Source organism: Halomonas huangheensis (genome assembly GCF_001431725.1).
GTDB classification, from domain to species: Bacteria; Pseudomonadota; Gammaproteobacteria; order Pseudomonadales; family Halomonadaceae; genus Halomonas; species Halomonas huangheensis.
Window position 1 is genome coordinate 3,555,654 of record NZ_CP013106.1, and the last position, 19,529, is coordinate 3,575,182.

20 protein-coding genes are annotated in these 19,529 nt (G+C 59.0%); 12 read left to right on the forward strand and 8 right to left on the reverse strand.

Annotation, left to right across the window (positions count from 1 at the left end; genetic code table 11):
• Positions 1–5 precede the first annotated feature (5 nt).
• From bufB to AR456_RS15360, 3 genes are read left to right on the forward strand one after another with little or no spacing between them, the layout of a single operon-like run.
• Positions 6–902: an MNIO family bufferin maturase gene (bufB, locus tag AR456_RS15350; protein ID WP_081694633.1), complete on the forward strand. Its 897-nt coding sequence runs from the start codon at positions 6–8 to the stop codon at positions 900–902.
• Positions 902–1,654, forward strand: a complete 753-nt coding sequence (locus AR456_RS15355; RefSeq protein WP_021818463.1) for an HvfC/BufC family peptide modification chaperone — start codon at positions 902–904, stop codon at positions 1,652–1,654. Before bufB ends, AR456_RS15355 begins: the two co-directional genes overlap by 1 nt.
• A gap of 18 nt (positions 1,655–1,672) precedes the next feature.
• Positions 1,673–2,134 (forward strand): DoxX family protein, encoded by a 462-nt coding sequence (locus AR456_RS15360; protein ID WP_021818462.1) that lies wholly within the window; start codon positions 1,673–1,675, stop codon positions 2,132–2,134.
• 124 nt (positions 2,135–2,258) lie between these two features.
• Here the strand turns inward: AR456_RS15360 and AR456_RS15365 are convergent, their stop codons facing one another.
• Both AR456_RS15365 and AR456_RS15370 read right to left on the reverse strand, forming a co-directional pair.
• Entirely contained in the window at positions 2,259–3,113 is an 855-nt protein-coding gene (locus AR456_RS15365; protein ID WP_021818461.1) for a universal stress protein, read from the reverse strand.
• Between the two features lie 53 nt (positions 3,114–3,166).
• A complete protein-coding gene (locus tag AR456_RS15370; protein ID WP_021818460.1) occupies positions 3,167–4,657 on the reverse strand; it encodes a SulP family inorganic anion transporter in 1,491 nt (496 codons plus the stop codon).
• 542 nt (positions 4,658–5,199) lie between these two features.
• Here AR456_RS15370 and AR456_RS15375 point away from each other — a divergent pair.
• The 9 genes from AR456_RS15375 to AR456_RS15415 all read left to right on the forward strand — a co-directional run bounded on the left by AR456_RS15375 (position 5,200) and on the right by AR456_RS15415 (position 13,390).
• Positions 5,200–6,318 carry an aminoglycoside phosphotransferase family protein gene (locus AR456_RS15375; protein WP_021818458.1) on the forward strand — a complete coding sequence of 373 codons (1,119 nt, stop codon included), beginning with the start codon at positions 5,200–5,202 and terminating at the stop codon, positions 6,316–6,318.
• 138 nt (positions 6,319–6,456) lie between these two features.
• On the forward strand, positions 6,457–7,689 hold the full coding sequence (locus AR456_RS15380) for an ABC transporter substrate-binding protein (protein WP_021818457.1): 1,233 nt from the start codon (positions 6,457–6,459) through the stop codon (positions 7,687–7,689).
• Positions 7,676–9,415: an ABC transporter permease gene (locus AR456_RS15385; RefSeq protein ID WP_021818456.1), complete on the forward strand. Its 1,740-nt coding sequence runs from the start codon at positions 7,676–7,678 to the stop codon at positions 9,413–9,415. The genes AR456_RS15380 and AR456_RS15385 overlap by 14 nt, the downstream gene beginning before the upstream one ends.
• Positions 9,416–9,435: 20 nt before the next feature.
• Complete coding sequence (locus AR456_RS15390; protein ID WP_021818455.1) at positions 9,436–10,164, forward strand: ATP-binding cassette domain-containing protein; 729 nt, start codon at positions 9,436–9,438, stop codon at positions 10,162–10,164.
• A complete protein-coding gene (locus AR456_RS15395) occupies positions 10,151–10,867 on the forward strand; it encodes a TIGR04283 family arsenosugar biosynthesis glycosyltransferase (RefSeq protein WP_021818454.1) in 717 nt (238 codons plus the stop codon). Before AR456_RS15390 ends, AR456_RS15395 begins: the two co-directional genes overlap by 14 nt.
• Positions 10,857–11,519 (forward strand): TIGR04282 family arsenosugar biosynthesis glycosyltransferase, encoded by a 663-nt coding sequence (locus AR456_RS15400; protein ID WP_021818453.1) that lies wholly within the window; start codon positions 10,857–10,859, stop codon positions 11,517–11,519. Before AR456_RS15395 ends, AR456_RS15400 begins: the two co-directional genes overlap by 11 nt.
• 166 nt (positions 11,520–11,685) lie before the next feature.
• Complete coding sequence (locus AR456_RS15405; protein WP_031207494.1) at positions 11,686–12,267, forward strand: sigma-70 family RNA polymerase sigma factor; 582 nt, start codon at positions 11,686–11,688, stop codon at positions 12,265–12,267.
• Positions 12,264–12,554 carry a zf-HC2 domain-containing protein gene (locus AR456_RS15410; protein WP_021818451.1) on the forward strand — a complete coding sequence of 97 codons (291 nt, stop codon included), beginning with the start codon at positions 12,264–12,266 and terminating at the stop codon, positions 12,552–12,554. The genes AR456_RS15405 and AR456_RS15410 overlap by 4 nt, the downstream gene beginning before the upstream one ends.
• Before the next feature lie 167 nt (positions 12,555–12,721).
• Positions 12,722–13,390 (forward strand): DUF3047 domain-containing protein, encoded by a 669-nt coding sequence (locus AR456_RS15415; RefSeq protein ID WP_021818450.1) that lies wholly within the window; start codon positions 12,722–12,724, stop codon positions 13,388–13,390.
• A 27-nt stretch (positions 13,391–13,417) separates the two neighbouring features.
• On the opposite strand, the gene AR456_RS15420 is transcribed toward AR456_RS15415, so the two are convergent.
• The 6 genes from AR456_RS15420 to AR456_RS15445 all read right to left on the reverse strand — a co-directional run bounded on the left by AR456_RS15420 (position 13,418) and on the right by AR456_RS15445 (position 19,519).
• On the reverse strand, positions 13,418–13,771 hold the full coding sequence (locus AR456_RS15420; RefSeq protein ID WP_021818449.1) for a TfoX/Sxy family protein: 354 nt from the start codon (positions 13,769–13,771) through the stop codon (positions 13,418–13,420).
• Positions 13,759–14,442 (reverse strand): haloacid dehalogenase type II, encoded by a 684-nt coding sequence (locus tag AR456_RS15425; protein WP_021818448.1) that lies wholly within the window; start codon positions 14,440–14,442, stop codon positions 13,759–13,761. The genes AR456_RS15420 and AR456_RS15425 overlap by 13 nt, the downstream gene beginning before the upstream one ends.
• A 119-nt stretch (positions 14,443–14,561) precedes the next feature.
• On the reverse strand, positions 14,562–15,446 hold the full coding sequence (purU, locus tag AR456_RS15430) for a formyltetrahydrofolate deformylase (protein ID WP_021818447.1): 885 nt from the start codon (positions 15,444–15,446) through the stop codon (positions 14,562–14,564).
• Entirely contained in the window at positions 15,443–16,138 is a 696-nt protein-coding gene (locus tag AR456_RS15435) for a sarcosine oxidase subunit gamma (protein ID WP_021818446.1), read from the reverse strand. The genes purU and AR456_RS15435 overlap by 4 nt, the downstream gene beginning before the upstream one ends.
• Entirely contained in the window at positions 16,131–19,169 is a 3,039-nt protein-coding gene (locus AR456_RS15440) for a sarcosine oxidase subunit alpha family protein (RefSeq protein WP_021818445.1), read from the reverse strand. The genes AR456_RS15435 and AR456_RS15440 overlap by 8 nt, the downstream gene beginning before the upstream one ends.
• A complete protein-coding gene (locus AR456_RS15445; protein WP_021818444.1) occupies positions 19,166–19,519 on the reverse strand; it encodes a sarcosine oxidase subunit delta in 354 nt (117 codons plus the stop codon). The genes AR456_RS15440 and AR456_RS15445 overlap by 4 nt, the downstream gene beginning before the upstream one ends.
• Positions 19,520–19,529 lie beyond the last annotated feature (10 nt).

Consider the following 19,529-nt stretch of genomic DNA (forward strand, 5'->3'; position numbering starts at 1 on the left):
TGGCCATGACTCAAATACACTGCAATCGTCCTGACCAGGCCCTCGGCGCTATCGGCATCGGCCTCAAGCATCAGCATGCCGAGACTCTGCTCGAGATCGACCGGGGCCCGGATTTCCTTGAGCTGCATGCCGAGAACTACATGAATGCCGGTGGTCCTGCACAGGAGCGCCTGCAGGCTTTAGCAAGACGTTATCCCTTGTCAGTGCATGGTGTTGGCATGTCGCTGGGTAGCGCCGAGGGAATCGATACACGACACCTGGAGCGCCTCAGGCAACTGGTCGATACTCTCCGCCCGATACTGGTCTCCGAGCACCTGGCCTGGAGCCGCCTCGATGGCCACAGCTACAACGATCTACTGCCGGTGCCTCTGACAGAAGAATCGTTGAACCTCCTGTGTGCCAACATCGACTGCGTTCAACAAAGCCTTGGGCGCCGCATTCTGGTCGAGAACCCCAGCCTCTACGTCTGCCTCGATGGAATCAATACCATCCGTGAGGTCGACTTTCTCAACCTGATCGTAGAACGCACCGGCTGTGGCCTGTTGTTCGACGTCAACAATGCCTTCATCAGTGCCTCCAACCTCGGGCGAGATCTGGGAAATTACCTTGCTGATATCCCCTGGCACGCCATTGGTGAATGGCACCTGGCAGGCCACAGCCTGGATGAGCAGGCCTCACCACCGCTCTATATCGATGACCATGGCAGCCCCGTCTCGGATGTTGTGTGGCGACTTTACCGGCAAGTCATTCGCATGGCACCGGAAGTACCGACCCTGATCGAGTGGGACAACAATGTGCCAGCACTGGATCGCTGGCTTCAGGAGGCCGAACTGGCAAGGCGAGAACGCTGCGGAGTATTCGGCGAACGGGAATCCAGATCCATTGCCTTGAGGGCCCTGTAATGAGTCAACTCGCCAACTGGCAGAAACGCTTCATCGACGCGATACAGCAACCGGGAGATGCGGCTACCGACCTTGGTCAACGTAGCGGTCTGGATGTCTACCGCAACAACATTCGGACCAGCTTGATCGAGGCTCTCGCTGAGGCCTATCCACACACTCGCCAACTGTTGGGTGAGCGCTTCTTTTCCGGTCTGGCCAACGCCTACGTTCAACAGACCCCACCGACAGACCCACGCCTGAATCGCTACGGAGCGAATCTGGCCGAGCAACTCGACAGTTTGCCCAGTCTCAATCGCTATCGCTTTGTTGCCGATATCTGCCGCCTCGAACGTGCTCGATTGGAGGTCAGTCATGCCGATGAAGCTTCTGCCCTGACGGTTGAACAATTGGCAACGATCGACATCGAGTCGCGGCATGTGGCGCCGGTCCCCGCCAGCCGCTGTATCCATTGCCGGTACGATGTCGAAGCGCTTTGGCAAAGCCTTGAACAGGGCGCGCCGGCGGCAGGCCTTGGCGATAGCGGTGCGGGCTATTGGCTGGCAGTGCGTCATCACGATCGTGTGCGCCTGACACGACTGGATGGCACCGCGGCTCGGCTCTATCGAGCCCTCGACTCAGAATCAGCATTCGGCGATATCTTCGAGAACCTGTTGACCGAACTGGACAGCACTCAAGTGCTGGGTATGGCGCTGGGCAACCTGATTGCGCTGGGTGCCCTGCGCGACGCGACGGCGCTGTCCAACGATCATTGACCCGTCAGGAAAGCAAACATGACCACTATCCATTGCCTGAGCGCAGCCTACCGGAATCGTCTGCTTGAAGTGCTCGACCGCTGTCCACTGGGGCCTGTGTTGTTGCTGATGCGTATCGTCATCGGCAGCGTCTTCTTTCTGTCTGCGCTGACCAAGGTTGATGGCTTCGCATTGAGCTCCAGCGCCATATATCTGTTCCGCGAAGAATATGCCTTGCCGTTGCTGCCACCAGTGATGGCCGCGTGGCTGGCAACGTCAGGCGAGTTCTCGTTTTCCCTGCTGCTCTGGGCAGGTCTTGGCACCCGACTTGCTGCACTGGGACTACTGGTGATGACCGCGGTGATCCAGACATTCGTCTATCCCGATGCCTGGGTCACCCACGGCATGTGGGCCGCATGTCTGCTGACACTGATCCTGCGTGGACCAGGTATGCTGTCACTGGATCACCTTATTGATCGACTTACGGCTCGTGATGCGTAACCAGGCTTAGCCAATAGGGTGATCAAGGATACGCCAGAAAAGTGCAACGCTATTCTGAAAACACTTCGGGCCATGCCCTCCTGACGGAGAGCATGGCCCGAGGCTTGAGTGGTCAGCGGTTCGATCAGCGCAACAACAACACCGGCACCGTTGCACCACGCAACACACTAGTGGTGGTGCTACCGACCAGCAGATGGCGGATACGCGAATGACCGTATGCCCCCATCACCACCATGTCGATCTCGTGGTCCTGCTGCCAGCTACGCAGCGCTTCCTCCACTTCGCCGACCACGATATCGCCTTCAGCATCGTGTCCCGCGTTACGCAGTGTGGTCAGCGCCCACTCGAGTTGGGCACGAAGGTCACCGGTATCTGCGCCCACCATTACCACATCGCAGGACACGCCCTTGAACAGAGGGCTCTGGGCCAGCATTTCCACACCCTTGCGAGTGGTCTTGCTGCCATCGAAGGCGATCATCACGCGCTGCGGATGGGTAAAGGCTCCCGGCACCATCAGAATCGGACGGTGCATGCTGCGCACCACCCGCTCAAGGTTGGTGCCAAGATGTTCACTGGCATGCGAAGCGCTCTCACCCCGTTTACCGAGCACCAACAGGCGAATGTCGTCCTCGAGCTCCGCCAGAGTCTCGACCAGAGTGCCATTGCGCTGACGTGATGCCGGCTCGGAGATACCCTGCTCCGTCGCACGCTCCGTCGCAGACTTGAGCAGACCGCGACCATACTCCTGAGCCACCTTGGCCCGTCGCTCATCAAGACTGGACAGTTCCTCGAGCAGATGCTCCTGAGAACCCAGGCCGATATTGCCGGTCAAGTCGGCTTCCGCTGTCTGAGGATGATTATCCACCACATGCAGGAACGTCAGTGGTGCGTCCAACGCCTGACTGGCCCAGACTGCACCATCACAAACACCTTCGGAAAACTGTGAGCCGTCGATCGCGGCCATTACCTGTTCTGTCATTGTGCTATTCCTTGTTCCAACCCTTTTCCGGGACGGTAACTTTTCATGCAGGACTAATGGCCACCCATCAGCTTTTCCACTGCAGCCGGATCGTCATGAACAGCGAAGCGGTCAACGATGGTTGCACTGGCCTCGTTGAGCCCGATCAGTTCAACCTCGGTGCCTTCACGACGGAACTTGATCACCACCATATCCAACGCCTGTACCGCGGTGATATCCCAGAAATGCGCACGCGAAAGGTCGATGACCACCTTTTCGACACTTTCCTTGAAATCGAACGCCGCGGAGAAACGCTTCGAGGAAGCGAAGAACACCTGACCTATCACACGGTAGCTGCGTCCACGCCCATCCTCCAGCTCATCGCTGGCAATGTGCATGAAGTTGCCCACCTTGTTGGCAAAGAACAGCGCTGCCAGCAGCACACCGACGAAAACACCAATCGCCAGATTATGCGTCGCCACCACCACAATGACTGTGGTCACCATGACAATATTGGTCGACAGCGGGTGCTTACGCAGGTCACGTAGTGAGCTCCAACTGAAGGTACCGATCGATACCATGATCATCACCGCGACCAGGGCCGCCATGGGAATCTGCGAGACCCAGTCGGAAAGAAACACCACCATCAACAACAGGAAGATACCAGCAAGGAAGGTCGACAACCGACCACGACCACCGGACTTGATATTGATCACCGACTGACCGATCATCGCGCAACCCGCCATACCCCCGATCAAGCCGGTACCGATGTTCGCCAGGCCCTGGCCCTTGCACTCACGATTCTTGTCACTGGGGGTATCGGTCAGGTCATCGACAATTGTGGCAGTCATCATCGATTCAAGCAGGCCGACCACCGTCAGCATGATCGAATAGGGGAAGATGATCATCAGGGTTTCAAGGTTCAACGGTACTTCCGGCCACAGGAACATCGGCAAGGTATCCGGCAGCTCCCCCATATCGCCTACCGTACGAATATCCATACCTGTCAGTATGTAGACGGCAGTCAGCACCAGAATGCAGATCAGCGGCGACGGCAATGTCTTGCCAATTACCGGTACATAGGGGAACAGATAGATGATCGCCAGTCCGGCCACTGTCATCGCATAGACATGCCAGCTGACATTGGTCAGCTCTGGCAATTGCGCCATGAAGATCAGGATCGCCAGCGCGTTGACGAATCCCGTTACCACCGAGCGTGATACGAAGCGCATCAAGTCAGCGAGGCGCAGGTACCCGGCAATGATCTGCAATACACCCGTCAATAGCGTCGCCGCCAGCAGGTATTGCAGGCCATGTTCCTTGACCAGCGTGACCATCAACAACGCCATGGCCCCGGTTGCCGCCGAGATCATCCCGGGACGACCACCGGCAAAGGCAATGATCACCGCCATGGAAAAGGAGGCATAGAGGCCAATCTTGGGGTCCACCCCGGCAATGATAGAAAAGGCGATTGCCTCAGGGATCAACGCCAGGGCGACTACGATGCCGGAAAGGGCATCGCCTTTGATATTGGAAAACCAATCTTGCTTTATCGATCTAATCATTCGCAGGTCCACATGCGGGCAACCATGCCGCGAAGACATGGCACAGGTTCTTGAAATCAGAATGGTGGAGGTACAGCTACAGCCATGCTCGCCAGTCCTTTCGGAAGACAGCGGCACAGGAAGTCACGCCAGCAGAAGTGGCGTCAGAGGAGGAAACCTAGGGCGGAGTCAGACGCCTTGAGGTGAAGACGATCACGTCTATGAAATTCCCTTGCTTATCAAAGAAGAGTTCGTCAAGGAAACCGCCCATCAGCCATCAGTTGAACTGACATTCGCTGCTGATGAGGTAGCCTTGCGATACTGTGCTCTTGTGGCCCGCAATCGCGGCCAGACAAAGAGCCGGACCAAAGTCTAGCAGCATTTGGCATTGAATGGCACTCCAGATGGCTAACCCGAAACGTGCGATCTTTACGTCTATACTCCCGCACTTTCAAAGTAAACAGTACTCGCTTGAAGTTGTAAGGGCGCCTGATTCAAGGGCTCCAGTTGTAAGGATTCCCTCCGCTTTTACGACCCACCATAAAACAGCTCAGGAATGAGACATGGAACAGTGTGCCCAGCAGCAGGAGGCCGCACGGCACAAGGCACCGCTTGACGCCTTGCAACGCAGCCTCGAGCAACAGGGCTTCGACATCACACGTGACCAGCTGCAGCCATTGCCCGATACCGGGTTAGCACACTGGCACGTGCGCTTACCACGCCCGCAGGGAACCACTCCGTCGAGAATCGAAGCCCACCATGGAGACTGGGTGGCACGTATTCCCAAACAGAGCCAGATGCAGCTCGACGCTGAACACAACCTGAACTATCAGGCTGCCTGTTTCGAACGCGCCCAGACTGGAGGCCATACTCCTCTGCTGTACGCTTGTCTGCCCTGCGATGCCCTACTACCGCGTGGCGCTCTTCTGGTAGAGGCTATTGACGGACGTCAGCCCGACCTACCTGGCGATCTTCTGGCCATGGGCCGAACATTGGCCAGCCTACATGGACAACCCCTGCCTCCAGAGACCCAGCGCCCACCACTCGGCTCTCCCACTGATCCCTGGCAGGACATGCGCCGCGAAATTCGTCATCAGTCGAAGTATCTGCGTCATGCTGGACTCAGCGCCGCCAGTATGCGAACTATCGAACGTGCTCTGGCCACACTCCCTGAGCACCTTGAACACCAGCGTGATGCCATCCGCCTGATCAGCTTCGATGCCCATCCCGGTAACTTTCTGATCGAGCCTGGCGGCCGTGCCGTACTGGTGGATCTCGAGAAGTGCCGCTACTCCTTCCCGGGCTTTGACCTGGCTCACCTGAGCCTCTATACCTCGACCACCTGGGATATCAACACTCGCGCCATCCTGTTCACCGAGGATATCGTAGCGCTCTATCAACGCTGGCAGGAACAGATGGATGACGGCCGAGGAAGCCAGAGTTGGCAAGACCTGATTGCCTGTCGCCAGGCTATGTGGCTGTGGTCAGTCACCTGGTGCGCCAAGTGGAAAGCGACACAATGTCGGCTGGCTGACAGCACTCACAGCGGTGAAGACTGGTCCGCTCAACTCAGTGACGACGGCTTGATTCGCCATGTACGGGGTCGTGTCGATCACTACCTCTCGCTGCCGATTCTCGAGCGCGTCATGCGCGAACTCGCGGAGCTTGCCGATGCTGCCTGATTCACTCACCAGGTTATTCAGGATTTCCAGGCTCGCCAACCCAACCCTCTCCGGCCGACGCACTGAGTCTTTCGTTGCGATTGTTCAGACGAACGCCACCAGCATGAAGACACCTCCTACATCGACAAGGAAGCCGACATGATCCTATCTCGCCGCCGCGGATACCAAAGCCTGGCCAGCGCCATCGGCATTGCACTGCTGAGCACTTCCGCCATCGCCAACACCAGGGTCCTGTCCGAGGACTGGCAGGAAGTCGAGCAGCAAGCTCAAGGACAAAGTGTCTATTGGAACGCCTGGGGCGGTGATGCCAACGTCAACGCCTATATCGAGTGGGTCGCAGATCAACTCGATGAGCGCTGGGATATTGACCTGATCCACGTCAAACTCGATGACACCGCCGCTGCCGTATCACGAGTACTGGCCGAGAAATCGGCCGGCAACAACGACCAGGGTGCCATTGATCTGATCTGGATCAATGGCGAGAACTTCGCGGCCATGAAGGCCAACGATCTGCTGTTCGGCCCTTATGCCGAACGCCTGCCCAACTTCGCGCTGACCAATCCCTCCGAGCATAAGGAGATGATCACCGACTTCACTATCCCCACCGAGGGTTATGAGTCTCCCTGGGGCAAGGCACAGCTGACGTTCTACTACGACAGTCAGCGCATCAAATCACCGCCACAGGATCTCACCGAGCTACTGGATTGGGCACAACAGAACCCTGGACGTTTTGCCTATCCGCTGGTGCCCGACTTTCACGGTTCTACCTTCCTCAAACAGGCACTGATCGAGCTCACCGACAATCCCGAGGTGCTGCAGCAGCCAGTTACGGAGGCCGATGTAGAAGCCATTACCGCACCACTCTGGGAGTATCTCGACCAATTGCACCCGTATTCATGGCGGGAAGGTCGGCATTTTCCGGCATCAGGGCCCGAGTTGAAGAGCTTGATGGGAGATGGTGAGCTATCACTGGCCTTTACCTTCAATCCTGCGGAACCCGCCGCCGCCGTATCCAACTACCAGCTTCCGCCGTCAACACGCAGCTATGTCCTGAAAGATGGCACCATCGGCAATGTGCATTTCGTGGCAATTCCCTTCAATGCCAGCCACAAGGCAGCAGCAATGGTGACAGCCAATTTCCTGTTGTCGCCCGAAGCTCAGGCATACAAGCAGCGCCTTGATGTGTGGGGCGATCCCACAGTACTCGACCTTGAGTTGCTGGATGATCAACAACGCATGGCACTGACCCCCGCAGATGAGTCATCCGCTCGGCTGCCACCGGGAGCTCTGAGTAACACACTCCCCGAGCCGCACCCCAGCTGGATGGAGGCCGTCGAGGCAGGGTGGCTGAAGCGCTATGGCAGCCGCTGACATTCCTGCTGTTGGTGATGGCCGACATCAGCGACATGGGTGGTCCCGGCTGGTCGCCTGGGCACCGATAGTCACGGTCATTGTGCTGGTCGGCCCGGTGGCTGCGGGGCTCCTCGGCGCCGCCGGACCTGCCTTCGGCTGGCTGCCGGCGCTGGGCGGCAATCAGTTCAGCATCAACCCATGGCGGGAATTATTTCAGGCACCGGGCCTCAGCAGCATGATCCGCCTGAGTCTGTTCACGGGCCTGGCAAGCACGATCCTCGCGCTGATAATCGTGGTGCTGAGCATCGCGTCCTTCCTCGGCACGCCCGCCTTCAAGTGGATTCAACGCCTGCTATCGCCACTGCTGGCGGTACCACACGCCGCCGCAGCCATCGGCATTGCCTTCCTGCTCGCCCCATCCGGGCTGGTGATGCGTTTGCTTTCACCAATGCTGACCGGTTTCGAGGTACCCGCGGACTACCTGTTTCCCGGCGATCGTGCGGGTCTGGCATTGATTGCTGGCCTGGTGGTCAAGGAAGTCCCTTTCCTGCTACTCATGAGTCTGGCTGCATTACCGCAATGTCAGGCAGCTCAACGACGGCAGGTGGCACTGGCATTGGGTTATGCCCCGGTAACCGCTTTTTTCAAGGCAGTACTGCCTTCTCTCTACCCGCTGATCCGACTACCGGTATACGCGGTCATCGCCTTTTCATCAGCCAACGTCGAGGTCGCCATGATCCTTGGCCCCTCGACACCACCACCGCTTGCGGTCAGCGTCGTTCACTGGCTAGCCGACCCGGACCTCAGTCAGCGTTTCATGGCATCTGCAGGCGCTCTACTGCAACTTGGCGTTACGCTTACAGCGTTACTGAGCTGGTGGTTACTGGAACGCATTGTTGTCTGGCTGAGTCGGCCACTACTGGAGGATGGCCAACGACGAACGGCCGCCAACCTTGGCAAGCTGCTGGGCGTTACCCTGAGTTGGACCAGCATAGGCCTATTGGTTGCTGGCCTCATTGGACTGATGCTGTGGTCAATGGCCGCCTGGTGGCCCTTCCCTTCGGCCTGGCCTGAACCACTGACGTTTGACAACTGGCAACGTGCGCTGGGCGGGCTGACTCCTGCGACCCTGGATACACTGTGGGTAGCACTCTGCTCCTCGCTGATCGCCATTGTGCTGGTTATCGGCTGCCTGGAAAGTGAGACGGTCAATCGCACCCGCATGGGTAGGGGCGCAATGCTGATCCTCTATCTGCCGCTACTGGTTCCCCCGGTAGCCTTTCTACAGGGGTTGGTTCAGCTACAGGTGCAGCTCGCTATTCCCCCCGGAAAACTACCGGTGATTCTTGGCCACTGTCTGTTTGTGCTGCCTTACATGTTTCTATCGCTGGCAGAGAGCTATCGACGCCTCGACCCACGCTGGTCACAACTCTCAGCCTCCCTGGGCCAATCACCGGCAATGACTTTCCTCCGAGTTCGTTTGCCTATGCTATTGGCACCGATTGCCGTAGCTCTGGCTATCGGCCTGGCCATCAGCATCGGCCAGTACCTGCCGACGCTGCTGCTCGGCGCGGGCCGCGTCGCCACCCTGACCACCGAGGCCGTGACGCTGGCCTCGGGCGGAGATCGCCGCCTGACCGCCGTTTATGCTCTGGCGCAGTTGATGCTACCCGCACTGGGCTTTGCCCTTGCACTGGTGCTGCCGCGTCTGGTCTATCGCCACCGCCACGCACTGCGACACTGAATGCCGCTGAGGAAAGACATATGACCCGTCAGGACTTTCTATCCCCAGCTGAAAACGCATCGCCCCAGGTGCTGTATTTCGAGCAGGTTGAGCTGCACCTCGGCAACCAACCCATCGTCAAGCTGAACACCAGCATCACACCAGGTGAAGTCGTCAGCGTGATGGGCCCGTCCGGCGTCGGGAAATCGACACTGCTGGCCTTCGCTGCCGGCTTTCTGGCGCCGGTTTTCCGTGCCAGTGGTCGCGTGTGCCTCGGTGATACCGAGCTGACGCACCTTCCTGCCGAGGCCCGACGTCTGGGGCTGCTGTTTCAGGACCCATTGTTGTTCCCGCACCTGAGCGTAGGCGGTAATCTCGCCTTCGGAATGCCGCCAGGCACATCGCGCAGGCAGCGTCGCCAACAGATGGAGCAGGCATTGGCAGACATCGAGTTGAGTGGCTTCGCTTCGCGTGACCCCAGCACCCTATCCGGCGGACAACGCGCCAGGGTTGCCTTGATGCGCGTACTATTGTCGCAACCGCAAGCCATCCTGCTGGACGAACCCTTCTCGCGTCTGGATACCGCACTACGACATGAGATGCGCCAACTGGTGTTCGACAAGATTCGTCAATGTGGCCTGCCAGCGTTGATGGTGACACACGACGAAGCAGATGCAGCGCATGCGGGCGGCCCGGTGATCAACCTCACGCCACTGGCAGCCACTGCTGAGAACGACAGACCAACGCGAGGCTTGCATGCCTCCAGTTGAGACGCCCCCTGCGCCACCCACTGCGCCATGCCTATCGATCATCGTGATCATGCTCAACGAGGCCAGCAGCATTCATGCACGTCTCGCAGCCCTTGCCCCGCTGCGCGACCAGGGCTGCGAACTGATTGTGGTCGACGGTGGCAGCCGGGATGATAGCGTCGAACAGGCTCTGCCATTGGCGGACCAGCTTCTGGTCACTTCTGCTGGTCGTGCCCACCAGTTGAATGTCGGTGCCATGCAGGCCAACGCCGACTATCTGCTGTTTCTCCACGCAGATACCCAGCTGCCCGACGACGCCCTGATCGCCATCGAGCGCGGACTGAGTCGTCATGGCTGGGGGCGCTTCGACGTGCGTATCGACGGATGCTCCCGCTGGCTGTCATTGATCGGCATGATGATCAATCTACGCTCTCGGCTTACCGGTATCGCTACCGGCGACCAGGCCATCTTCATGACACACGACTGGTGGAAAGAGGTCGGGGGTTTTCCCGAGCAACCACTGATGGAAGATATCGAGATATCACGATGCCTCAAACGCCTCGGAGCCCCCGCCTGCCTGAGCGTTCAAGTGGTGACTGATGGACGCCGTTGGGAGCAGCATGGGGTATTCACAACCATATGGTTGATGTGGCGGTTGCGCTGGCGCTACTGGCGTGGCACCGACCCGGCCCAATTGGCCAGGGAGTACCGGGATGTGCGCTGAGACGGTTGTTGAACATAGCTCCCGAGGCCACTTCCCGCTGGCGATTCTGGCCAAGGCGCCGGTTCCCGGCAAGGCCAAGACCCGGCTGATCCCCGCTCTGGGAGCCGAAGGAGCTGCCGCTCTGCAGGCTCAACTGATACGTCATACTCTGGCTACGGCCCTGCAGGCCACCAACGCTTCAGCCATTACTCTGTGGACGGCACTCGAGCACCGCCACCCCTTGTTTGTCGAACTGGCACAACAGACCGCTATAACGTTGAAAGCGCAACCTTCCGGCAACCTTGGGGTACGCATGTATCATGCGCTGAGCGCCATGCAATCTCGGGGTGTACTGATCGGCACCGACTGCCCCATGCTCGATGCTGAGCTGCTACGACACTGCCAGCATTGCCTGGAACACGCCGATAGCGTGTTTCTTCCCGCCGAGGACGGTGGGTATGGACTGGTAGGCATGCGCCGGCCATCGCTGCACCCCTTCACCGATATCGACTGGGGGACATCGGCGGTGATGGCGCAGACTCTGCGTCGACTCAAGCAAATACAGTGGTCGCACACCTGCCCCAGCACCGTCTGGGATGTCGACCGGCCTGATGATCTCGACAGACTCTACGCTCTGGACGAGAAGTTTCGCTGCGGAAAACAACACCTATGACAGTCATACCATTCACGGAAATCACCTCACGCCATTTGTGCGAAACTGCGAAGATGCTCGCGCCCAGCGAGAAACTACACTGGTCATGTGGCTGCCCTGACGAAGCCTCGGCGAGCGACGCACACATACGCATGACAATGGGATGCAATGGATTGGAGATTTCATCGTGAGTGACGACACGCTTGAAGACCGCTATACGAAGTTGGCCAGGGTTCGGCCACGCCTATTATCCTTCGCTCGCCTCCACTTACGCGATCATGCTGCCGCTGAAGATGCGGTGCAGGAAGCGCTGATTGCTGCGATAGAGAAGAATGACAGCTTTTCAGGCCGTTCAGGCTACGAGACCTGGGTGTTTGGTATTCTCAAGTACAAGCTTCTCGATCAAATGCGCCAGCAGAAGCGTCAGGGAAAGTGGGAGCCCTTTGACGAAGAGGCCGGTGATGAAGCCCTGGACCAGATGTTCAAACGTAGTGGAAGTTGGGCGCCAGGCGCAATACCGAAGGCTTGGGATGAGCCGGATCAAGCCCTGGAAAACCAGGCCTTCTGGCAGGTTTTTGACGCCTGCATGCTGTCATTACCGGAGAACGTCGCGCGTGTCTTCTCGCTACGCGAATTGATGGGATTGACCACGGAACAGATCTGTCAGGAAATTGGCATCAAGGAAAACAACGCCTGGGTCATTCTCCATAGAGCACGCCTGAAGCTACGCTCTTGCATTGAGAAGGGATGGATGGAGAACGCCGCATGATGATGTGCCGAGCCGCGACACGACTTATGTCCAAACAACTCGATGGTCCCCTCAGCGTCAGAGAGACCTTGACGCTGCGTGTTCATGTCATGATGTGCAAGGCCTGCCGCCGCTGCCAGCAACAATTCGGCATGCTGCATGACCTTGGAGATCCCTTCATCGATGCCCTGCCGGACAGTGACGAGAATGCTCAACGACATCGGCAAGCCGTCGAACAGGCCAGAAAACTCTCCGACGACAGAAGCCAGCAAGCTCGCAGTGAAGGCAACGAGAACAACGACACCTGACACTATCTCGCGCGCCGTGGGCCGGCCTGAGTCGACACAGGATCACACGCCAGGCATCGAAAAACAGCTTGTAAGGATCACATCAACACAGCGACCAAGCACAGACACGACTGCGATAAATTCGCCTTCACCAATACCAGCGAGACCAATGCCAGCGAGAGAATCCGATGGTCAATCATCCAGGCCTTCCGACCCTAGCGGTGGTTACCGCACTGATGATCGTGGCCAGTCCACTGCAGGCCGCCGAGATATCCTTCTCACCACAATCCATACTCAACTGGCCGGAGAAATCCTTTGACGGCCATACCCAATATCAAATTGTCCAGCGTGATGGTGTCGCGGTCCTGCAGTCACGCGCCAACGGTCAGGCCTCGGCGCTCTACCTGGAGCGCGAGATCGATCTTCAGCGTACGCCCTGGTTGAAATGGTGTTGGCAGATCTCCGGCGTTCACCCCCAGCTCAACGAACGCACCAGGGCCGGCGATGACTACCCTGCGCGGGTTTACGTTGCACGCAGCACAGGGTTACTGCCGTGGCAGGTGGAGTCGGTCAACTACGTCTGGTCTTCCAACCAGCCCAGCGGTACCAGCTGGCCCAATGCCTTTACCGATAAGGCACAGTTGCTGGCGGTGGAAAGTGGCAGCGAGCGTGTCGGTCAATGGATGTCAGTGGTGCGCGATGTCAGGGCTGATTTCCGCGCCCTGTTCGGTAGCGATCCGCAAACCATTGACGGTATTGCACTGATGAGTGATGGCGACAACGCTGGTGTGGATGCCAGCGCCTGGTTCAGCCGATTGGCCTTCTCATCCGATGCCAGACCTCTGAGCTGCCCCTGATATGAAGACAGGACCAGCAACAACCAGCTAGCCCCCGACATTGCGCGAAGATCGAGTCTCGGGCGCGCGAGCTGCGGCCTCCAACCCCTGACGCGCCCAATCGAGCAGCTCATCCTGATCGTCGAATACCGTTTCCGGTGGTTCGTAATACGACAGTGCGACCTGTCGTCCACGAGTCACATAGGTAAAGGGAGGGCAATCATGCTCGGCAAAGCGAGCGACGTTATCCGCGTCCGCCTTGACATAAAGACGTCCATCGCCACTGATCAAGGCAAACATGCGTCCGTCCTGAAACAGCCCCGCGCAGCCGAACATACGCCGCCTCGAGACAGGGCCCAGCGGCGCCAGTTGGTCAATGAGGAAATCGGCTAGTTCAGACATTCCGCCAACTCCACCAGATTGGCCACCGTCATATCAGGCTCGATCCCCCAGGGATCAAAGGGGGCATCCAACGAACGCCGTACCCACACCGCATGCAGCCCGGCATGACGTGCACCGATCACATCGAAGGGATTACTGGAGATCAACCAGCAATCTCCCGATGCGACCTCCAGCCGCGTGCGCAACAGCGCGTACACGGCAGGGTCTGGTTTGAAGCGTTTAACTTCCTCGACGCTGATGATGTCGTGGAAATAGTGGCGAATACCGGCCTGCACCAACAAGCCATCGACCGCGGCAAAACCACCGTTGGAGAAGGCAACACAGGTCACACCCGCTTCGCGCAGTTGCTCGAGCGCCTGCTTTACCTCGGCAAAGGCCGGCAGACGCGCATATAGCGACATCAGGTGTTCCTTGTCGGTTTCGGACAACCAGGTCTGCAAGGCGCGGTCGGTGAACTCCAGTGCTGCACGGGTGCACTCGGAGAAATCCACCCAGGCGCCCATCAGCCCTCGGCGAAAGCTATATTCGAGCTGGCGTTCACGCCAGCGTCGCGAAAACTCCTGCGCCAGCCCCTCCGGGCCATCGGCAGGCAAACGCTCCTCCAGTTCCGCCACCACGCCATGGGTGTCAATCAGCGTGCCATAGACATCGAATGCCAATACCGTCGCCATCGTCCTCTCCCGGTCTGCATGAAAGTGCACATGACTTCACTATACCAGGAGTAGATTAGACGGCGACGGAGCTCAACCCACACCTGGCTTTCGTTGTGCCTCTCGCGCCAGGCATGGCATCAACGCTGGAACACCACCGTCCGTGCCCCGTTCAGAAACACCCGACGCTGAACATGCAGCGACACCGCCCTCGCGAGGGTCAGGCACTCGATATCCCGACCCCGTGCGACGAGATCATCTGCTGAATCAGCATGACTGACCGGCTCCACCCCCTGGCTGATGATCGGGCCTTCATCCAGGTCATCGTTGATGTAATGCGCGGTGGCCCCGACCAGCTTGACGCCTTTCTCGAAGGCCTGATGGTAGGGTTTGGCCCCCTTGAACCCCGGCAGTAGCGAGTGATGGATATTGATCGCCCGCCCCGACAACCGCTCGCACATCTCGCTGGACAGCACCTGCATATAGCGGGCAAGGATCACCAGCTCAGCGCCACACTCCTCGACAATGCGCCATACCGCCTGCTCCTGCTCGGGCTTGGTCTCGGCAGTAATCGGCAGATGGTGATAGTCGAGACCATGCCATTCGGCCAGCGGCGCCAGGTCAGGGTGGTTGGACACCACTGCCTTGATGGTGATCGGCAACTGCCCTGTGCGATAGCGATACAGCAGATCATTGAGGCAATGGTCGGCCTTCGACACCATGATAACCACCGGGGTCAGACGCCCCGGCGGAATCAGTTCAAATGTCATGCCGAACTCACTGGCTCGAGGTGCAAAACCGGCCTCGAAGCTGGCGATGTCCAACGCTTCATCGCCTTCGGGACGAAACTCGACGCGGATGAAGAACTGCTGCGATGCTCGGTCATCGAAAGACTGGTGCTCGGTGACATAGCAGTTACGCTCACGCAGATAGCGCGTCACCACATCCACAGTGCCCAAACGGCTTGGGCACTGTGCAGTCAGAATCCAGTTTTCGGTAACGGAGGGAACACAGGTCATGCTCATGCCGCCGCTCCCCGCTGTTCACCACCTTTCACGACACCGATGGCAAACTCATCACCGGCATCCAGCAACCAGCGATAGACATAGTCAGCAAAGCTGCGCCGTACCACCAACTCCCAGCGTGCTTCATCGGGGCGACGCAGAATCACGTTGGTCTTGGCAAACACGGTTGTTACACCCTTGCCAGGCGTGAAGTGCTGCGGATGCACGTCGTAGATCACCGACTTCATCAGTAGTTCCTGCAATGCTTGCGCATTACCTTCCAGCTCAAGCAATGTCTGGCCGCCACTGACTTCGCTGATGGCTACCGAGGCATCTCCCAACGCACTACGCAACTCATTCTCGATGCGGAAAGCTGTACCGAACGGCAGGATCACCAGCCATTCATCCGGCGATAGCCACTGCACGCTGCTGATGCCATCCTCGCACAGCGTCAACTGCTGAGGACGTGCAGGCAAGCCCACATCCAGCACCTGGCGTACGGCTTCATCAAGGACAATCGCTCCACCACGCAGGATCAGGTGGTCACGATCGGACAGCTCACGCAGCGTCACCCGACTATTGGGTCCGGGAGCCGGAGCCCCCACATTGTGGTATGACCAGGCCAGCGGCGACTCCAGAGCGATCCCGGTATCCGGGCAGGCGTCCCAGGTATTGGCACGCCCGGTGTTATCGGCGATGTGTTGTTCAGACATTCTGACGCTCTCCCTTGGGATCGACGAAGATCGGGCTGACGATCTCGGCTTCGTGCACCTTGCCATCGACCATCGGCAGATAAACGGTCTGGCCCATGCGCTCATGACCACCCTTGACTACCGCCAGGGCAAAACCGGATTCCAGAGTCGGGCTGTAGTAACTCGAGGTCACATGCCCCACCATCGGCATCGGAATCGCATGCTGAGGATCGAGAACGATCTGCGCCCCTTCCTCCAGCACCACACTGGCATCCTTCGGCCGCAGGCCCACCAGTTGCTTGCGATCCTTGCGTGACGTGTCAGAGCGAGTCAGGGCACGCTTGCCAATCCACGAGAACGGCTTGTCATACCCCACTGCCCACTGCATGCCAAGATCTTCAGGTGTCACCGAGCCGTCGGTGTCTTGACCGGCAATGATGAAGCCCTTCTCGGCACGCAGTACGTGCATGGTTTCGGTGCCGTAGGGCGTCAGATCATATTTCTCGCCATGTTCGAACAACGCTTTCCACACATGCATCGCTGCACGAGCCTGGACATTGATCTCGTAGGCCAGCTCACCGGTAAAGGAGATCCGGAACACCCGCGCCGGAACACCCGCGACCTTACCTTCACGCCAATCCATGAAGCGGAACGCCTCACGATCGAGATCGATATCGCTCAGTTCACTGAGCAGGTCCCGAGCCTTCGGCCCAGTAATGGTCATGGTCGCCCAGTGGTCGGTGACCGAGCTGAAAGTCAGATCGAGTTCCGGCCATTCAGTCTGGTGCCACAGCTCCAGCCATTCGAGTACCGCTGCGGCGCCGCCGGTCGAGGTGGTCATCAGGAAGTGGTCTTCGGCGAGGCAACTGGTGGTACCGTCGTCCATCACCATGCCGTCGTCCTTGCACATCAAGCCATAGCGAACCTTGCCAACCGGCAGTTTGGCCCACTTGTTGGTGTATACCCGGCCCAGGAATTCGCGGGCATCCGGCCCCTGGATATCAATCTTGCCAAGGGTCGAGGCATCGAGAATCCCGATCCCTTCGCGCACCGCCAGACACTCACGAGCCACTGCCTCGTGCATCGTCTCGTGCTTGCCATTGATGGTGCGTGGAAAATACCAGGGGCGCTTCCACTGCCCGACGTCCTCGAACTCAGCCCCATGCTCCATATGCCACTGATGCAGTGCGGTGTAGCGCTCAGGATCGAACAGCTCGCGACAGTGGCGCCCGACGATGGCACCGAAGGTCACCGGTGTGTAGTTGGGACGGAACACCGTGGTGCCGACTTCGGGAATCGAGCGGCCCAGACAACGCGCAGCAATCGCCATGCCGTTGATGTTGCCGAGCTTGCCCTGATCGGTACCGAAGCCCATGGCGGTGTAGCGCTTGACGTGCTCGATGGACTCGAAGCCCTCACGCGTGGCCAACTCGATGGCCGCCGCGGTGACGTCGTTCTGCAGATCGACGAACTGTTTAGGCGCACGCAGGGTCGGCTTGTCGTGGGGCACCTGGAACAGTGCCATCGCTGCGCCCTCGTACAGAGATGCCACCTGAGGTACCTCAAGCGGCTCAGCGTCAAGCTCCAGCTCACGCGCCGCACGAATACCCGCTTCCGCGCCATCGCGCAGCACCGCACCCAGCTCGTAGATGCCCAGCGCACCGCCGGCAGCCAGCATGCCTTTCGGAAAACTGGGTACAAAGCCGATGATATCGTCACTCCAGCTGGGGCGAGAGCCGGTATGCGAAGCCAGGTGGATAACCGGGCTGAACCCGCCGGAGCTGGCCACGGTATCGCACTTGAGCATCTCGATATTGCCGCTGATACGGAATGCCGAGGCATCGATCGGCGCAACGCGTACCGAAGACACGCGATTCTCGCCGTGTGCTTCGATCACCGCCGCGCCTTCGATGATGCGTATTCCGCGACTGCGTGCCGCTTCGACCAGCGCCCCGTCGGGTGCGTGGCGTGCATCGGCGATGGCCACCACTTCACGCCCCGCATCCAGCCAGTCGAGCGCGGCACGATAGCCATCATCGTTGGCGGTGGACAGCACCAGTTGATTCCCCGGCACCACCGCATAACGACGGATATAGGTGGAAACGGCACCGGCGAGGAAGTTGCCGGGAATATCGTTGCCCGCATACACCAACGGACGCTCATGAGCGCCGGTCGCCAGAATCACCCGGCCGGCACGCACCCGATGCAGGCGTGCGCGCACCTGGCGACGGCCATTTAGGGCAGGCGCGGTATCGGCAAGATGCTCGGTGCGGCGCTCGTGCAGCGTCACAAAGTTGTGATCGTGATAGCCATTGGCAGTGGTGCGCGGCAGCAAGGTCACATTGGCATTGGCTTCCAGTTCGGCCAATACATCGCGCACCCAGTCGCTGGCCGGACGCTCATCCAGCGTCTGGTGACTGGCGAGCAGCGAGCCACCCATCTCTTCCTGCTCGTCGCAGACAATCACCCGCGCTCCGCTGCGAGCCGCCGCCAGCGCACTGGTCAGTCCCGCAGGGCCAGCGCCGATGACCAACACATCACAGTGGCGATTGAAGTGATCGTAGATATCCGGATCCGCTTCGCTGGGACTGCGCCCTAAACCTGCGCTCTTGCGGATATAACGCTCATAGGTCATCCACATCGAGGCGGGAGCCATGAAGGTCTTGTAGTAGAAGCCGGGTGGCATCATCTTGCCGCCCAGCTTGCCGATCAAGCCCATCAGGTCGCGCTGGACATTCGGCCAGCCATTGGTCGAACGCGCCGTCAACCCTTCGTAGAGTGCCTGTTGGGTGGCACGCACATTGGGTACCTGAGCGGCTTCCGTCGCCCCCAGCTGCACTACCGCATTCGGCTCTTCGGCACCGGCAGCGACGATGCCGCGCGGGCGTGAATACTTGAAGCTGCGATTGACGACATCCACGCCATTGGCCAGTAGTGCCGCGGCCAGGGTATCTCCGGCATAGCCTTCATAGCTGTTGCCATTGAAGGTGAACGTCAGGCGACGGGAGCGTTCGACGCGTCCGCCCTGCTTCAGACGATTGGGCTGTCTCATGCGCGAACCTCCTCGGTCTTTTCATTGGCTACACTGGCTTCCGCGGTGGCAGCACTCGGCAGCACCGACTCTGCGGTCACCGAAGGCAGCTCACCCATACGGTAAGTCTCGAGAATCTCGTAGCTCTGGGTATGGCGAGTAATGTTGAAGAACTTGCGGCAACCCACGGAGTGAACCCACAGCTCGTGGTGGATACCGCGCGGGTTGTCGCGGAAGAACAGGTAGTCCCCCCACTCTTCATCGGAGCAGGTTTCCGGATCAAGTGGCCGCTGAATATGCGCCTGGCCCCTGGCATGGAATTCCTCTTCCTCACGCCACTCTTCGCAGTAGGGGCAATAGATATGAAACATTCAGGTTCTC

Bases quoted from the DNA above. Each gene is read 5' to 3' on its own strand.
- AR456_RS15425 (WP_021818448.1), bottom strand. From the start codon at position 14,442: ATGGCGACGGTATTGGCATTCGATGTCTATGGCACGCTGATTGACACC.
- AR456_RS15415 (WP_021818450.1), top strand. From the start codon at position 12,722: ATGGTCAATCATCCAGGCCTTCCGACCCTAGCGGTGGTTACCGCACTG.
- AR456_RS15420 (WP_021818449.1), bottom strand. From the start codon at position 13,771: ATGTCTGAACTAGCCGATTTCCTCATTGACCAACTGGCGCCGCTGGGC.
- AR456_RS15440 (WP_021818445.1), bottom strand. From the start codon at position 19,169: ATGAGACAGCCCAATCGTCTGAAGCAGGGCGGACGCGTCGAACGCTCC.
- purU (WP_021818447.1), bottom strand. From the start codon at position 15,446: ATGAGCATGACCTGTGTTCCCTCCGTTACCGAAAACTGGATTCTGACT.
- AR456_RS15390 (WP_021818455.1), top strand. From the start codon at position 9,436: ATGACCCGTCAGGACTTTCTATCCCCAGCTGAAAACGCATCGCCCCAG.
- AR456_RS15435 (WP_021818446.1), bottom strand. From the start codon at position 16,138: ATGTCTGAACAACACATCGCCGATAACACCGGGCGTGCCAATACCTGG.
- bufB (WP_081694633.1), top strand. From the start codon at position 6: ATGACTCAAATACACTGCAATCGTCCTGACCAGGCCCTCGGCGCTATC.
- AR456_RS15375 (WP_021818458.1), top strand. From the start codon at position 5,200: ATGGAACAGTGTGCCCAGCAGCAGGAGGCCGCACGGCACAAGGCACCG.
- AR456_RS15385 (WP_021818456.1), top strand. From the start codon at position 7,676: ATGGCAGCCGCTGACATTCCTGCTGTTGGTGATGGCCGACATCAGCGA.
- AR456_RS15445 (WP_021818444.1), bottom strand. From the start codon at position 19,519: ATGTTTCATATCTATTGCCCCTACTGCGAAGAGTGGCGTGAGGAAGAG.
- AR456_RS15400 (WP_021818453.1), top strand. From the start codon at position 10,857: ATGTGCGCTGAGACGGTTGTTGAACATAGCTCCCGAGGCCACTTCCCG.
- AR456_RS15360 (WP_021818462.1), top strand. From the start codon at position 1,673: ATGACCACTATCCATTGCCTGAGCGCAGCCTACCGGAATCGTCTGCTT.
- AR456_RS15380 (WP_021818457.1), top strand. From the start codon at position 6,457: ATGATCCTATCTCGCCGCCGCGGATACCAAAGCCTGGCCAGCGCCATC.
- AR456_RS15395 (WP_021818454.1), top strand. From the start codon at position 10,151: ATGCCTCCAGTTGAGACGCCCCCTGCGCCACCCACTGCGCCATGCCTA.
- AR456_RS15355 (WP_021818463.1), top strand. From the start codon at position 902: ATGAGTCAACTCGCCAACTGGCAGAAACGCTTCATCGACGCGATACAG.
- AR456_RS15410 (WP_021818451.1), top strand. From the start codon at position 12,264: ATGATGATGTGCCGAGCCGCGACACGACTTATGTCCAAACAACTCGAT.
- AR456_RS15365 (WP_021818461.1), bottom strand. From the start codon at position 3,113: ATGACAGAACAGGTAATGGCCGCGATCGACGGCTCACAGTTTTCCGAA.
- AR456_RS15370 (WP_021818460.1), bottom strand. From the start codon at position 4,657: ATGATTAGATCGATAAAGCAAGATTGGTTTTCCAATATCAAAGGCGAT.